Here is a 15740-nt window from a genome sequence, read left to right on the forward strand (position 1 = left end):
ATGCCTAATCGGGCCATCATAATAGGGACAGGATCAGCCCTCCCCAGCCGACTTCTCACGAATAGAGACCTAGAGGCTATGGTGGAGACGAGCGATGAGTGGATAAAGACAAGGACCGGTATAGAACAGCGTTATATAGTCGGCGAAGGGGAGACCAATTCCTTTCTTGCCACTAGGGCTGCAAAGAACGCACTCGAAATGGCTGGAGTCCGCCCGCAGGAACTAGATCTCATCATAGTCGGTACTCTTACGCCTGATACGCCAATGCCGTCCGTAGCATGTCTTGTCCAGAAAGAGCTTGGCGCCAAAAAGGCGGGTGCATTCGACTTGTCTGCTACATGTTCCGGTTTCATCTATGGCCTTTCTATAGCCGACAAGTTTATTCGCGACAACCGCAAAATGAAGATACTTGTGATCGGCAGTGAGGTGCTTTCAAGACGCGTCAATTGGACAGATAGGACTACATGTGTATTGTTTGGAGACGGTGCAGGGGCGGCGGTTGTCACGGGCACTAAGGAAGACAGAGGCATACTTTCGACCCATCTCCATGCGGATGGCGCCTTGGGAGATCTCTTGACCATCAAAGGTCTCGGCACGGCCCATCCCGTAACCATGGAGATGCTCGAGCTGGGCTGGCAGTATATTCAGATGCAGGGCAGGGAGGTATTCAAGCATGCAGTCAAGGCCCTTGAGTCTGTGGCCTGGGAGGCGCTCAATGCAAATGGCTGGACAACAGATCAGGTGGATCTTCTGATAGCGCACCAGGCAAACATGCGTATACTCGATTTTCTTAGGGAAAAGCTAGGACTTACAACAGATAAGGTCTTTATCAATATACACAAGTATGGTAATACCTCGGCGGCAAGCATTCCGATAGCGCTTGACGAGGCGAATCGTTCAAGATTGCTTTTGCCCGGCTCTAAGCTGCTGATGGTGGCCTTCGGGGGCGGTTTTACCTGGGGGTCATTGGCAATGCGCTGGTAAATGCAAGGTGATTAAATCCTTATTAATTAAGCGGAGTTAGGCACCTTTAATAAATATCAATAAAGGATTCAAACTATGGCCCAAGTTAATTATTTTTTGACCGAAGAGCAGCAGATGATCGTTGAATTGGCCCGCAAGATATCAAGAGAAAAGATCGTCCCTGTCCGGGCCGAATTGGATGAAAAAGAGGAATTTCCGTGGGATATTATAAAAGACCTTGCGCAGGCCGATCTGTTCGGCCTTTATATACCAGAGGCCTATGGTGGCCTTGGTGCAGGGTGTTTTGAGATGTGTCTTGCACTTGAAGAGCTGGCCTATGGTTGTATAGCTGTGACGACTACATTCGCGGCTAGCGCCCTTGGTGGTTATCCTATACTGCTCTTCGGTTCCGAGGAACAGAAGGCTAGATATCTGCCGGATATAGCTTCAGGCAGGCGTCTGTCGGCCTTTGGTCTTACCGAAGCAAATGCAGGTAGTGATGTGGCCGCCATCCAGACTACGGCGGTCGAAGAAGGCGGGTCATGGGTTTTGAACGGGACAAAGCAGTGGATTACGAGTGGAGGGGAGGCAGATATATATACGATCATTGCGCTTACGGACAGAAACAAGGGGGCACGCGGTGCCACCGCTTTTATTGTGGAGAAAGGGGATCCGGGTTTAGGCTTCGGTAAAAAGGAGCGCAAGATGGGCCTCAGGGCCTCATCGACACGTGAGTTAATATTCAATGACTGCAGAATACCCAAAGATCGTGTATTGGGAAAGAGGGGACAGGGTTTTATAATCGCCATGAGGACCCTTGACCTTGCCCGTCCTGGTATCGGCGCTATAGGTGTAGGTCTTGCGCAGGCCGCCTTTGATGAGGCGTTGAAATATGCAAAGGAGCGCATCCAGTTCGGCCAGTCTATCATGTCTTTTCAGGCCATTCAGCATATGCTGGCTGATATGGTGACTCAGATAGAGGCATCCCGCGCCTTGGTCTATGCGGTGGCGAGGACCATTGATGCAGGGGCCAAGGACTTCGCCAAACTCTCGGCGATGGCCAAGTTGTTTCCGACCGATATGGCTATGAAGGCGACGACCGATGCAGTTCAGATACTCGGTGGTTATGGCTACATGAAGGACTACCCTGTCGAAAAGATGATGCGGGATGCGAAGGTCCTTCAGATATATGAAGGCACGAACCAGATATTAAGAAACGTGATAGGCCAGGCTATAAATAAGGAGTATGCAATCAGGGGTTGCGGAAATTGATCCAGCCTGTTTGCATTTTTCATTCTATGCCATTCAATATAATCGTCTGTATAAAACAGGTGCCTGATGTAAAAACAGTCAGATTTGATCCAAAGACGGGGACTCTGATAAGAGACGGAGTTGGTGCAGTGATAAATCCTGTGGACTTAAACGCCCTCGAGGCTGGTCTCGGGCTCAAAGATGCCGTTGGCGGCGAGATCACGGCGGTTTCGATGGGTCCGCCTCAGGCTAAAGAGGCCTTGATGGAGGCGATGGCGATGGGCGTTGATAAAGGTGTGCTCCTTTCAGACCGCGCCTTTGCTGGTTCTGATACACTTGCGACTACTTATATCCTTGCCAAGGCCATAGAGAGACTTGGGGCATTTGATATTGTGCTGTGCGGCAAACAGTCACTTGACGGCGATACAGCTCAGGTCGGGCCTGGTCTTGCTGCAAGACTTGGTATACCAAGTGTTGCATATGTGGAGGAGATGAGATTGGTTGAAGGCGGTATGTTCAGACTCAGGCGTGAGACTGATTTGGGTTGCGATATCGTTGAAATCGAGCCACCTTTTCTTGCGACTGTCTTGCCTTCTATCAATAAGCCGAGACTACCTTCTTTAAAGGGTAAGATTAGGGCTAAAAAGACAGGGGTGATTGTCTGGGATGCAGACGACATCCAGGTTGATCCTGAGAAAATAGGCCTGAATGGGTCGCCTACACGCGTGCTCTCAACCTATGTCAAAGGTTTTGACGCAAAAGGTGAGATGCTTTCGGGGACTGCGGAAGAACAGGCGGATGCCTTGGTGAAGAGGCTCAAAGATGCAAATTTGCTTTAGTCGGTAGATGGTTATTGGATCTAAGGTCAGGGGATGCAAGATATTTCTTTAGAAAAAGATGTATGCGTCAAAGACGGTGGGGTGAATCCGTGGCGCGGGTTATGGGTGGCCGCCGAGTGTCCGGACAACAAATTGAATGATATCATCCTTGAGCTCATTGCCAAGGGTCGAATCCTTGCGGACAAGCTCGATACGCACGTTACAGCCATATTGATGGGTTCAGACGTATCATGGGCCGCTGAGACGCTCATAAGGCATGGGGCTGATAAGGTCTTTGTGGTTGAACATCCCGAGCTTGCTCCGTTTACTGAAGAGGTATATTCAAGTGTTCTGGCAGGGCTTGCACGCAGATATAGACCGGAAATCATACTTGCAGGCGCTACTTTGGCTGGGCGGGCATATATACCGAGGGTCGCAACCCTTCTAGAGACAGGGCTTACCGCTGATTGCATGGATCTTGATGTGAACGTCGAAGACAGGACGCTTTTGCAGACAAGACCTGGCTGGGGCGGCAATCTGTTCGTAACGATCGCATGTCCGACTCGCAGGCCGCAGATGGCCACAGTGAGACCGCATGTCTTTAAAAAGGGTCAAGACGACCCAAGGCGTCACGGCGAGACCGTTTTTATAAGACTTGAAGGAGAGTGGTTCTTGCATAGGGTCAGGGTGATCGAATCCATAAAGGAGAAGGCCGTTGCCGAGAACGACCTCTATGGCGCCAAGGTCGTCGTAGTTGCCGGCCGTGGGGTGGAGAACGATAAGGATATGGCACTTGTGAAGGAGCTTGCCGAGGTGTTGGGCGGTGTCGTGGGCGGGACCAGACCTGTTGTAGACGCAGGGTTGCTCCCTGAAAAGCTGCAGGTCGGCCAGTCGGGGGTGAGCATATCTCCGAGACTCTATATTGGCATCGGCGTTTCAGGGGCGGTTCAACATACCGCTGGCATAAAAGGCGCAGGGGTCATTGTTGCTATCAATAAGGATCCAGATGCACCGATATTTGGTCTGTCCACATATGGCCTTGTAGGTGATTTTAGGGACATCGTACCCGAGTTGATAAGGCGGATAAGGCATAAAAACCGGAGAGGTGGTTAGAGATGGGTTGTGAACAGATATTGAAGGATAAGATTGCCCTGGTCACAGGCGGTTCAAGGGGTATAGGTCGGGCCATCTGCCTTAAACTGGCTAGTCTGGGTGCGCGTGTTTTTATAAATTATGCAAATAATGAGGCGGCGGCAAGGACTGTAATGGATGAAATAACACGTTCAGGTGGCCGTGCATCTCTGCTGCCATTTGATGTATCCGACAGAGGCGCCGCGTCAGATTCCATAAAGAGATTGATATCAGATGCCGGTGCGCTTCATATACTGGTCAACAATGCTGGCATAGCGAGAGACAATCTTGCCGTGCGGATGAAGCAAGAGGATTGGGATAGCGTCATATCCATAAACCTGACAGGCGCCTTCAACTGCATCCAGTCTGCCCTAACGGCCATGATGAAGCAGAGATGGGGGCGTATTGTAAATATAGGTTCTGTAGTGGGTACCATGGGGAACGCAGGCCAGGCTAATTACGCGGCTGCAAAGGCCGGGCTTGAGGGTCTTACGAGATCTATAGCGCTTGAGGTGGCGTCAAGGGGTATCACGGCCAATGTGGTGTCACCTGGTTTTATAGATACCGACATGACCGCAGGGTTGTCGGATAAGATCCGAGAGCAGTTGCTCGCGCATATACCCATGGGTAGGATGGGTAGAGTTGAAGATGTGGCCGAGGCGGTGGCCTTTCTTTCCTCCGATGGGGCTTCATATATCACAGGTCATGTGTTGCATGTAAACGGAGGATTGTTCTGCGACTAAGGAGTTTTGATCTGGACAGTATATAATTCAAATTTTAAGGAGGTTTGAACAAAAGATGGACATAGAAAATAAGATGGTTGACATTATTGCCAGCCAGCTGAGCGTGGCCAAGGAAAAGGTCGTGCCGTCAGCCTCGTTCGTGGATGATTTGGGCGCTGATTCTCTTGATCTCGTAGAACTGGTTATGGCTATGGAGGAGGAGTTTGGGATCGAGATAGCAGATGAAGATGCCGAAAAGATGCAGACTGTACAAAACGCCATAGATTTCATAAAGGCCCATTCTGGCAAGTAATTTTTCAAGATCAGGGTAGAATATGGCAAATCCTCAGAAGCGGCGCGTGGTGGTGACAGGGCTTGGCCTTATCAGCCCCCTTGGGATAGGGGTGGATTTGAGCTGGGCGAATCTAGTGGCTGGGAAGAGCGGCATAGGTCCGGTTACACGTTTTGATGCAAGTGGTTATGATTGTCAGATAGCAGGTGAGGTCAAAGGGTTTGAGCCGGCGGATTTTTTTCCTGCAAAGCTTGTCAAGCGTATAGATTTATTTGTAGCTTATGCCCTGGTCGGAACGAAGATGGCGATGGAAGACGCGGGACTTGAGATATCGGCCGAATTGGCCCCTAGATGCGGTGTCATAACCGGTTGCGGTCTTGGTGGGCTCGGGACTATTGAACACTATAGAGATATCCTTGTACAGAAAGGGCCGGGGAGGGTGAGCCCGTTTTTTATCCCTATGGCCATACCCAATATGGCATCAGGCCAGATATCTATAATTTTCGGTGCAAAGGGGCCCAATACGGTGCTGTGCACGGCCTGCGCTGCAGGGACCCATGCCATCGGTGAGGCGTTCAAGACCATCCAAAGGGGTGACGCGGATGTCATGATCTGCGGTGGAACGGAATCGGTGATTACCCCTCTCGCACTCAGCGGGTTTGCATCATTAAAGGCCTTGTCCGTAAGAAACAATGAGCCTGAGAGGGCGTCAAGGCCTTTTGAGAGGGACCGTGACGGGTTTGTAATAGGCGAGGGCGCAGGCATGCTTGTCATAGAAGGGCTTGATCACGCCATTAAGCGCGGGGCCCATATACGTTCTGAGATAGTCGGATATGGCCTTACAGGTGATGCCTTTCATATGACGGCCCCGCCGGATGACGGGGAGGGGGCTGCGAGGTGCATGCAGATGGCCCTTGATGATGCCGGACTCAGCTATAGGGACATAGACTATATAAATGCCCATGGTACAAGCACGCCACTTAATGATGTGTGTGAAACCAGAGCAGTTAAGGCCGTGTTCAAGGAGAAGGCGGGGAAGATACCCATAAGTTCCACCAAGTCCATGACGGGCCATCTTCTCGGGGGTGCAGGCGGAATCGAGGCGGTGTTCTCGGTAAAGACCATTGAGGAAGGGATTATCCCGCCGACGATAAATTATGAAAATCCTGATCCTGAGTGTGACCTCGATTATGTGCCGAACGTTGCAAGGCGCGGTGATATAAAAGTTGTAATGTCCAATTCATTCGGTTTCGGTGGGACGAATGCCGTTCTTGTGTTCAGGCGCTATGAAGAAAAGTAAGGTATCAGTCTTCAAAAAATATGGGGGTTTGATCTAAAGGGTCTATGAAGATAGCAATCGGGGCGGATCATGGCGGTTTTGATCTGAAAGAGACCCTGAAAGATATCATAAAGGGTCTTGGACATGAGATCAAAGACATCGGGTGTTATTCAAAAGAGCCTGTAAATTATCCTGAGATAGGTCGGATGGTGGTTGGTCTTGTCGCATCGGGTATGGCTGAGCGGGGGATCCTTATCTGCGGGACTGGCATAGGTATGTCTATAATGGCGAACAGGACCCGTGGTATTAGGGCGGCCTTGTGTCATGAGATATATACGGCTCGTATGAGTCGTGAACACAATGATGCAAACATACTTTGCATGGGCGGCAGAGTGGTTGGTCCGGCGATAGCGGAAGAGATGGTAAAATGCTGGCTTTCCACCCAGTTTGCCGGTGGTCGTCATGCCTGCAGATTGGCTATGATAGATCAGAAATAGTTTTTTGACAGGCAGCCCAGTCCTGTCGGATTGGAGAGAAATGTGCAACATCTAAAAGAAGTTGATCCTGACGTGTTTCGGGCGATAAGGGCCGAGCTTGAGAGACAGACAGGGCAGCTTGAGATGATAGCCTCCGAGAATCTGGCAAGCGAGGCGGTAATGGAGGCCGAGGGCAGTGTTCTTATAAATAAATATGCCGAGGGTTATCCTGCCAAGAGATATTATGGCGGCTGCGAAAACGTGGATGTAATTGAAAACCTCGCCATAGGCCGTCTTAATCTGTTGTTTGGCTCCGAATATGCGAACGTCCAGCCGCACTCAGGCACCCAGGCGAATATGGCTGTATATTTTGCAGTGCTTCATCCAGGCGATGTCATCCTTTCTATGAATCTTGCGCATGGTGGGCATTTGTCGCACGGTTCATCTGTCAATTTTTCAGGCAGACTCTACAAGGTCGTACATTACGGCGTTAGTCGAGAGACAGAGACTATAGACATGGATGAGGTCTTAAGGCTTGCCAGGGAGCATAGGCCAAGGATTATAGTTGTAGGAGCCAGTGCCTACCCAAGGACCTTGGACTTTGCGGCCTTTAGGACGGTTGCAGATGAAGTGGGGGCATATCTTATGGTCGATATGGCCCATATTGCAGGATTGGTCGCGGCCGGTATCCATCCATCGCCCATTCCATTTGCCGATTTTATTACCTCAACAACCCACAAGACCTTGAGGGGTCCACGGGGCGGTTTTATCCTCTCCACTGAGAAATATGCCAGACTTATAAACAGCCAGATATTCCCTGGTATCCAGGGAGGGCCGCTCATGCATGTGATAGCGGCCAAGGCGGTTGCATTCAAAGAGGCCCTTAGCCCTGAGTTTAAGAGCTACCAGCAGAGGATAGTCGCCAATGCGAGCGCACTTGCGGCGGCGCTTGTTGATAACGGCTTTCGCCTCGTCTCGGGCGGCACGGACAATCATCTTGTCCTTGTAGACCTTTCAAACAAGGGGGTGACAGGTGCCGAAGCGGAGGAGATCCTTGAATTGGCTGGTATAACTGTCAACAAGAATGCAATCCCATTTGATACCAAACCGCCCAGGGTGACAAGCGGCATCCGCATCGGGACGCCGGCTGTTACAACAAGGGGGTTGGGGGCCGAAGAGATGAAAGAGATAGCAGGTTATATCTCAGAGCTTATTTCAAGGCCTAAAGACACGAGGATTGCCAAAGAGATAAGGCTGAAGGTTGCAGATATCTGCAGGCGGTTTCCAGTCTATGTCGGGTTGAAGGATAGATGGCGCTAGGCCTTTTCCAACCTCTCGGCCCTCTTGTCATATCCTGACGAAGGGGGCGTTAGCTGGATGACATATGGATAAAGACTCAAGGCCGCCGTGGGATGTCTATTTTATGTCTATTGCAAGGCTGGTCGCGGGGCGTTCCACCTGTCTCCGTAGAAAGGTGGGCGCCGTCCTTGTAAAAGATAGGCGGATCCTGTGCACAGGTTATAACGGTGCGCCGAGCGGGCTCAAACATTGTCTTGAAATAGGTTGTCTGAGGGAGGAGCTTAATATCCCCTCGGGAGAGAGACATGAATTGTGCCGCGCCCTCCATGCCGAACAAAACGTTATAGTCCAGGCAGCGTATTATGGGACGGCCATAGCAGGCTCCACCCTCTATTGCACTAATCTTCCGTGTGCAATATGTACTAAAATGCTTATAAATGCAGGCGTTCATTCTATTTATTATGCAGAAGGCTATAGAGACCCCATGTCTCGCGCTATGCTTGAAGAGGCTGGCATAGAGCTTATCAAGCTTGCCCTGCCTGTCCAATTGGACCGGGGAGAGGTCTCATGAAGTGCCCGTTTTGCAGTGCCTCTGATTCAAGGGTTATTGATTCAAGATTGGGCCGCGACGGCCGTTCAATACGAAGGCGTAGGGAGTGCATATCGTGTGGCGGGCGCTTCACCACCTATGAAAGGGTTGAGGAATTCCAACCTATGGTGGTAAAAAAAGATGGGAGGCGTGAGCCATTTGACCGTAGGAAGGTGATAGATGGGATAATGAAAGCCTGTGAAAAGCGGCCTGTAAGCGTGGATCAGGTGGAGGCATTTGTGACCGAACTGGAAGGTGAGATGCAGGAACGAGGCGAACGTGAGGTGCCAAGCAGCCTGATAGGAGAAAGGGTTATGGAGAGGCTTAAAGAATGGGATGATGTGGCCTATGTAAGGTTTGCCTCTGTATATAGACAGTTTAAAGACCTGAATGAGTTTATGGAACAGCTCCTAGAGATGTTGCATGAAGAAAAATGTAAAAAGTCTTGACGAAAGGTTCATGCAAAGGGCCTTGAGATTGGCCAAAAAGGGGCTTGGACAGACCAGCCCTAACCCTGCCGTGGGTGCTGTGGTGGTAAAAGATGGTGTTATAGTGGGCGAGGGTTATCATCAAAGGGCTGGCGCCCCTCATGCAGAGGTCAATGCAATTAATGTTGCGGGTGAGGCGGCTAGAGGAGGCGTGATCTACGTAACCCTTGAGCCATGCAATCATTACGGCCGCACGCCACCTTGCACCAAGGCCATCCTTGAGGCCGGGATACAAAGGGTCGTAATAGGCGCAGCGGATCCAAATCCGAATGTAACAGGCGGCGGCGCAGAATTTCTGCGCTCAATGGGCATTGAGGTCAGTTTGGGTTGTATGGAAGACGAATGCCGGATTGTCCTTGCCCCTTTTGCCAAGCATGCCGTGACCGGGTTCCCGTGGGTGAGGGCCAAGGCTGCCATGAGCCTCGATGGCAGGATAGCGACAAGAACGAGCGAGTCGAGGTGGATAACCAATGATCGTGCGCGTAGTGCAGGGCATGGTCTTCGTGCCATAAGCGATGCGATACTCGTGGGTATTGGGACCGTTGCTGCTGATGATCCCAGGCTTACGGTAAGGATAAGCGGCAAGACGGCCAGGTGTCCGGTAAGGTTTGTACTGGACAGTGGCCTTAGGATTGACCTTGGAAGTAGGGTGCTGAATCAGCCCGGTTTGACGGTGGTGGTCGGTGCGGAAGGGCGTGCCAGTTCCGAGAAGAAAAAGGCCCTTGAAGAAATAGGTGCAGAGGTCTGGCTGATGCCCTCTAATAGATGTGGAAGGCCTGATATAGGTGCAGTTCTTAAAAAGATGGGGGAGATGGGCCTTCAGTCAGTATTGATTGAGGGTGGGGCTGCGATCCATGGCGCATTTTGGGACAAGGGCCTGATTGATGAGGCATTTTTCTTTTATGCGCCGATCATAATTGGAGGCGAGGATGCATATCCTGCTATAGGCGGCAGTGGCGTAAGCCGTCTTGATGCAGCCCCTAGGTTGAAATTTATAACGCATCGTAGATTTGAAGACAATTGGCTTGTCCATGGCCTTGTTACGGAACTCGACAGGTTTTGGAGGCGTAAGTGTTCACGGGCATAGTCGAAGGTTTGGGGCGGGTGAAGGCCGTGTCGCCGAAAGGGAACGGTTTGGTCTTTGCGATCGAGCCCAATTTCGAACTTGATGATCCAAGGGAGGGTGAGAGTATAGCAGTAAACGGCGTCTGTCTAACGGCCCTTGGGGTTTCGTCCGGCATGTTCAGTGCTGATGTCTCGCCTGAAACCCTCTCCAGATCCAATCTCGGCGATTTGAGACCGGGGGACATGGTGAATTTAGAGCGTGCCGTTAGGTTCTCTGACAGGCTTGGTGGGCACTTGGTGAGCGGTCACATAGATGGTGTCGGGCGCGTGATAGAAAAGAGATCCATTGGGGGCTTTGTCATATTTACAGTGGCCGTGCCCAATGGTTTCGACAGATACATCATAGAAAAGGGTTCCATAGCTGTGGATGGCGTCAGCTTGACTGTAAACGGTTGTTCGAATGGCGTCTTTTCAGTCTCTGTCATCCCTCATACAGCCCGTATAACTACGCTCGGACGGCGGAGGACAGGGGAAAAGGTCAATATTGAGCTTGATCTCGTTGGGAAGTATATTGAAAAATTGCTTGTGCCTGTGGACCGTGACCGCGATAAAAAAGGGGGTGCAGGGCTGGATCAAGCGTTTCTCGCCCGTTACGGTTTTATATAAAAAGGCGTTGTTTTTGTTTGAATTTGTTTGAAGAGGTGGATCGAATATGGCGGTATCTCCAATTGAAGAGGTATTGGAAGATATAAGGGAAGGTAAGATGGTCATCCTCGTTGATGATGAAGATCGTGAAAACGAAGGGGACCTTGCCATGGCTGCGGAGAAGGTCACACCAGAGGCCATAAATTTCATGGCTAAGTATGGAAGAGGACTTATATGTCTGGCGCTTACCGCTGACAAGGTCGAAGCCCTTAAGTTGCCCATGATGGTTGCAAACAATACCGCCAAATATGGCACGGCCTTTACGGTATCCATCGAGGCAGCAAGAGGCGTTACAACCGGCATTTCCGCCTATGATAGGGCCACCACTATATTGACGGCCATAAAAGACGATGCAAAACCTGAGGATCTGGTCACGCCGGGTCATGTTTTTCCACTTAAGGCGAGGGATGGCGGTGTCCTTGTGAGGGCTGGACAAACCGAGGGCTCGGTGGATCTGGCCAGGCTTGCAGGTCTAAAGCCTGCAGGCGTCATATGCGAAATAATGAGGGATGACGGCGATATGGCGCGGATGCCCGACCTCGACGTCTTTGCTAGGGAGCACGGCCTCAAGATAGCCACGATAGCGGATCTGATTGCATATCGCCTCCATACCGAGAGTTTTGTAAAGAGGGAGGTAGAGACCAAGCTTCCGTCTAGATTCGGTGGAGAGTGGAGGCTTATCGCATACAGCAGCCTTCTGGACCAAAAGCACCACCTGGCGCTCGTGCTAGGCAACGATGAGATAGGCCAGGATGAAGAGATTATGGTGCGCGTCCATTCGGAGTGTCTGACCGGCGACGTTTTTGGCTCATTGAGATGCGATTGCGGTCCGCAGCTGCAAACCGCTATGAGCAGGATCGCCAAAGAGGGCCGCGGCGTAGTCCTCTATATGAGACAGGAGGGCCGCGGCATAGGGCTTATTAACAAACTTAAGGCCTATTGCCTTCAGGACCAAGGCAGAGATACTGTCGAGGCCAATTATGAACTTGGATTCAAGGCGGATTTAAGGGATTATGGCATTGGGGCGCAGATATTGAGGGATCTTGGGGTTAGGCGCATGAGATTGATGACCAATAATCCTAAAAAGATCGTCGGGCTTGAGGGTTATGGGTTAAAGGTGGTTGAGAGGGTTCCCATCGAGATAGCCCCGCAAGAGGAAAACATCAATTACCTAAAGTGCAAGAAAGAGAAGATGGGTCATCTTCTCAGGGTCGAATAATTTAAGGAGGGGACGATGTCGGTAAAGACATATGAGGGGCATCTCGATGCCAGCGGTATGCATATTGGGATCGTAGTGGCAAGATTCAACGAGTTCATATCAAGCAAGCTCCTGAGCGGTGCCGTTGATGCCCTTGTAAGGCATGGGGCGCGTGAAGACGATATAGAGATCGCTTGGGTGCCAGGGGCATTCGAGATACCGCTTGCAGCGAAGATGTTTGCTGCAAGCGGTCGCTGTGACGGGGTTTTGTGTCTTGGCTGCATAATAAGGGGGGCGACGCCGCATTTTGAATATGTGGCTGCCGAGGCCTCGAAAGGTGTGGCCCAAGTGGCGCTTCAGTCTGATTGTCCGATAGGATTTGGGATACTTACTACAGATAGTATCGAGCAGGCCATTGAGAGGGCTGGCACTAAGTCGGGCAACAAGGGCTGGGATTCGGCGTTGGCGGTGATAGAAATGGTGAATCTCCTGAGGGGGTTTGGCGTATAGATGTCAAGTAGGAGACTGGGCAGGGAGATCGCCCTCCAGTTGCTCTATCAGGCGGAATGGGATCCTTCAAAAGATGGGCGGGAGCTTATAGATGAATACAGAGATGGCCTGTCGGCCAAGACCTTCGAGAAAGATGATGTGGCGCTCTCCTTTGCCGAAGATCTCATAACAGGGATATTTGAACACAGGCGCGAGTTAGACAACTTTATATCAAAAAAGGCCAAGGGCTGGAGGTTCGACCGCATTGCCCTGGTTGACAGGAACATCCTGAGGCTTGGGGTATTCGAGCTTTGCTATTGCAGGGATATACCCCCTAAAGTGGCTATAAATGAGGCAGTGGAGCTTGCAAAGAGGTTTGGAAGCGACGACTCCGCTGCGTTTATAAACGGTATACTTGATGCGATCTTGAAAGAGATAGACGGAATAGGACAGGGGAGAGATGGAATTTAAATACGCATTTGAGGAGATCGAAAGGCGGTGGCAGGAAGAGTGGGAGATAAAAAGACTTTTTCGCACGCCCGACCACGATCCAAGGCCGAGATATTATTGCCTTGAGATGTTTCCATATCCATCCGGACGCATACATATGGGTCATGTCCGGAATTATACTATTGGGGATGTGATCGCCCGCTATAAACGCATGCAGGGATTTAACGTCCTTCACCCTATGGGTTGGGACGCCTTCGGGCTGCCTGCTGAGAATGCGGCCATCAAGCATGGGATACATCCTGCCAACTGGACATACGAGAATATCGATTACATGAGACGCCAACTTAAACGTCTCGGTCTCTCTTATGACTGGTCCAGAGAGATCGCCACCTGCGATCCCCGATATTACCGCTGGGAGCAGCTCTTTTTTCTTGAAATGTTCGAACGCGGCCTAGTTTATCGCAAAAAATCAAAAGTCAACTGGTGTGACGGCTGTCAGACCGTCCTTGCCAACGAGCAGGTTGAAGATGGAAGCTGTTGGAGGTGCGGCAGTCAAGTTGTCGAAAAGGAGCTCGAGGGTTGGTTTTTTAAGATAACGGCCTATGCGGAGGAGCTTCTAAAGGATTGCAATAAACTTGCCGGCTGGCCTGAAAAGGTCCTGACAATGCAAAGAAATTGGATCGGAAGGAGTGAGGGTGTCGAGATAAGATTTGTGATTGACGGCCTGGATAAAGAGGTCGTCGTCTTTACCACGAGACCTGACACCATCTTTGGCGTCACCTTCTTGAGTATTTCGCCCGAGCATCCGTTGGCCCTTGAGCTGGCTGCCGGGAAGGAGGGTCACGTATCCGCTTTTATCGAGCGTTGGTCAAGAATGCCGCCCAAGGAACGCAGAGAGCTTAAGGAAAAAGATGGCGTCTTTACCGGTGCCTTTGCGCTTCATCCCTTGACGGGCGAGCGGGTCCCTGTTTATGTTGCAAACTTTGTACTAATGGAATACGGCACGGGCGCTGTCATGGCCGTCCCTGCTCATGATCAGAGGGATTTTGAGTTTGCAGGTAAATACGGTCTTCCGATCAAGGTGGTCATACAGCCTGGCAGCCTGTCGCTTAAGCCTGATTTGATGGTGGAGGCATGGGAGGGTGGTGGCAGACTCGTAAATTCGGGCCAATTCGATGGCATGGAGAGCGATGAGGCAAAGGGTGCTATCATAAGGCACCTTGAGAAGAGGGGAGTCGGGCGGAGGAAGGTGACATACAGACTCAGGGACTGGGGTATTTCAAGGCAGCGCTACTGGGGAGCGCCTATACCGATAGTTTATTGCGAAAGGTGTGGGGTCGTGCCTGTTCCAACGGATGAGCTTCCCGTAAGGCTCCCGCTCGATGCGCAGATTAATCCACAGGGTCGCTCGCCTCTTGCCGAGATGGAGTCGTTTTACAAGACCAGATGCCCGAGGTGCAGCGGTGAGGCTAGGCGCGAGACGGATACTATGGATACATTCGTCGAGTCGTCATGGTATTTTGCCAGGTATGTCTGCCCGGATGAAGACAAGAGACCGCTTGACCGTGAACGCGTGGACAGATGGCTTCCGGTTGACCAGTATATAGGCGGGGTCGAGCATGCCATATTGCATCTTCTCTATTCGAGGTTCTTTACAAAGGCTTTGAGAGATCTCGGCTGGCTTTCGGCGGGCGAGCCGTTTAAAAATCTCCTTACCCAAGGGATGGTCCTCAAAGAAGGATCCAAGATGTCCAAATCCAAGGGAAACGTCGTTGATCCCGATGAGATGATAAAGGCCTATGGGGCTGATACCGTGCGCCTTTTTGTCTTATTCGCCGCGCCGCCTGAGAAGGATCTTGAGTGGAGCGATAAGGGTATAGAGGGCTCACATAGGTTTCTAAAACGCCTTTGGTCTCTTGTGACGGATAATATTGAGGCACTCAGGCGGACAAAGGGCGATGCTGCAGCGATCCGCATGGCGGTCGCCGATCTGCCCCAACTAAAAAAGATCAGACAAAAGACCCACGAGACCATTGCAAGGGTGACAGAGGACATAGAGAGGCGTTTTCACTTCAATACGGCCATAAGCGCCGTAATGGAGCTTATAAATGACGTAACGGCATATCTAAACAGGCATGAAGCCGACGGAACGGCCGATGAACAGTCATGGCCTGTTATAAAAGAAGCTGTAGAGGCCGCCATAATCCTCCTTTCTCCGATGACGCCGCACATAAGTGATGAGCTTTGGCGGATGATCGGCCATGAAGGCTATGTGTGTCTTGAATCATGGCCCAGGGTGGACGAAGCGGCCCTCAGGTCCGAGACCATATCCATAGTCGTCCAGGTAAATGGACGGCTGAGAGGTAACATAGAGGTCCACAGAAACGCAGGAGACAAGGCGATCGAGGCTGCAGCCTTGTCCGATCCTGGCGTCATGAGGCACATTGAGGGCAAGGATATAAAAAAGGTCATACATGTCAGGGGCAGACTCGTAAACTTTATAGTGGGTTGATGCCTAAAGGGGA

17 protein-coding genes are annotated in these 15740 nt (G+C 51.1%); all 17 read left to right on the top strand.

The window, feature by feature from the left end:
- The 17 genes from LGS26_RS04875 (at window position 1) to leuS (ending at window position 15727) form a co-directional block, all read left to right on the top strand.
- Entirely contained in the window at window positions 1-984 is a 984-nt protein-coding gene (locus tag LGS26_RS04875) for a beta-ketoacyl-ACP synthase III (protein ID WP_237889764.1), read from the top strand.
- A gap of 75 nt (window positions 985-1059) precedes the next feature.
- Entirely contained in the window at window positions 1060-2235 is a 1176-nt protein-coding gene (locus LGS26_RS04880) for an acyl-CoA dehydrogenase family protein (RefSeq protein ID WP_237889769.1), read from the top strand.
- A 26-nt stretch (window positions 2236-2261) separates the two neighbouring features.
- A complete protein-coding gene (locus LGS26_RS04885; RefSeq protein ID WP_237889771.1) occupies window positions 2262-3053 on the top strand; it encodes an electron transfer flavoprotein subunit beta/FixA family protein in 792 nt (263 codons plus the stop codon).
- Window positions 3054-3086: 33 nt separating this feature from the next.
- Window positions 3087-4145, top strand: a complete 1059-nt coding sequence (locus LGS26_RS04890; protein WP_237889772.1) for an electron transfer flavoprotein subunit alpha/FixB family protein — start codon at window positions 3087-3089, stop codon at window positions 4143-4145.
- Between the two features lie 2 nt (window positions 4146-4147).
- Window positions 4148-4906, top strand: a complete 759-nt coding sequence (gene fabG, locus LGS26_RS04895; protein WP_237889774.1) for a 3-oxoacyl-[acyl-carrier-protein] reductase — start codon at window positions 4148-4150, stop codon at window positions 4904-4906.
- A gap of 55 nt (window positions 4907-4961) precedes the next feature.
- On the top strand, window positions 4962-5198 hold the full coding sequence (gene acpP, locus LGS26_RS04900; protein WP_237889775.1) for an acyl carrier protein: 237 nt from the start codon (window positions 4962-4964) through the stop codon (window positions 5196-5198).
- 22 nt (window positions 5199-5220) lie between these two features.
- Window positions 5221-6477 (top strand): beta-ketoacyl-ACP synthase II, encoded by a 1257-nt coding sequence (fabF, locus tag LGS26_RS04905; RefSeq protein ID WP_237889785.1) that lies wholly within the window; start codon window positions 5221-5223, stop codon window positions 6475-6477.
- 44 nt (window positions 6478-6521) lie between these two features.
- Window positions 6522-6953 (top strand): ribose 5-phosphate isomerase B, encoded by a 432-nt coding sequence (rpiB, locus tag LGS26_RS04910; RefSeq protein ID WP_237889786.1) that lies wholly within the window; start codon window positions 6522-6524, stop codon window positions 6951-6953.
- A gap of 42 nt (window positions 6954-6995) precedes the next feature.
- Complete coding sequence (locus tag LGS26_RS04915) at window positions 6996-8252, top strand: serine hydroxymethyltransferase (protein ID WP_237889788.1); 1257 nt, start codon at window positions 6996-6998, stop codon at window positions 8250-8252.
- A gap of 64 nt (window positions 8253-8316) precedes the next feature.
- Entirely contained in the window at window positions 8317-8802 is a 486-nt protein-coding gene (locus tag LGS26_RS04920; RefSeq protein ID WP_237889790.1) for a deoxycytidylate deaminase, read from the top strand.
- Window positions 8799-9269, top strand: coding sequence for a transcriptional regulator NrdR (gene nrdR / locus LGS26_RS04925; RefSeq protein ID WP_237889795.1), 471 nt, complete (start codon window positions 8799-8801; stop codon window positions 9267-9269). Before LGS26_RS04920 ends, nrdR begins: the two co-directional genes overlap by 4 nt.
- Window positions 9244-10395, top strand: coding sequence for a bifunctional diaminohydroxyphosphoribosylaminopyrimidine deaminase/5-amino-6-(5-phosphoribosylamino)uracil reductase RibD (ribD, locus tag LGS26_RS04930; protein ID WP_237889796.1), 1152 nt, complete (start codon window positions 9244-9246; stop codon window positions 10393-10395). Before nrdR ends, ribD begins: the two co-directional genes overlap by 26 nt.
- On the top strand, window positions 10380-11039 hold the full coding sequence (locus LGS26_RS04935; RefSeq protein ID WP_237887477.1) for a riboflavin synthase: 660 nt from the start codon (window positions 10380-10382) through the stop codon (window positions 11037-11039). Before ribD ends, LGS26_RS04935 begins: the two co-directional genes overlap by 16 nt.
- Window positions 11040-11085: 46 nt before the next feature.
- The gene (locus LGS26_RS04940; RefSeq protein WP_237887479.1) at window positions 11086-12297 is read left to right on the top strand and encodes a bifunctional 3,4-dihydroxy-2-butanone-4-phosphate synthase/GTP cyclohydrolase II; all 1212 of its coding nucleotides are present in this window, start codon (window positions 11086-11088) and stop codon (window positions 12295-12297) included.
- 15 nt (window positions 12298-12312) lie between these two features.
- The gene (gene ribH / locus LGS26_RS04945; protein ID WP_237887481.1) at window positions 12313-12786 is read left to right on the top strand and encodes a 6,7-dimethyl-8-ribityllumazine synthase; all 474 of its coding nucleotides are present in this window, start codon (window positions 12313-12315) and stop codon (window positions 12784-12786) included.
- A complete protein-coding gene (gene nusB, locus LGS26_RS04950; protein WP_237887483.1) occupies window positions 12787-13236 on the top strand; it encodes a transcription antitermination factor NusB in 450 nt (149 codons plus the stop codon). It begins immediately after the preceding gene.
- Window positions 13226-15727: a leucine--tRNA ligase gene (leuS, locus tag LGS26_RS04955; protein ID WP_237887489.1), complete on the top strand. Its 2502-nt coding sequence runs from the start codon at window positions 13226-13228 to the stop codon at window positions 15725-15727. The genes nusB and leuS overlap by 11 nt, the downstream gene beginning before the upstream one ends.
- Window positions 15728-15740: the final 13 nt, after the last annotated feature.

Origin of the sequence: Dissulfurimicrobium hydrothermale (assembly GCF_022026155.1) — a bacterium.
Classification (GTDB): Bacteria; Desulfobacterota; Dissulfuribacteria; order Dissulfuribacterales; family Sh68; genus Dissulfurimicrobium; species Dissulfurimicrobium hydrothermale.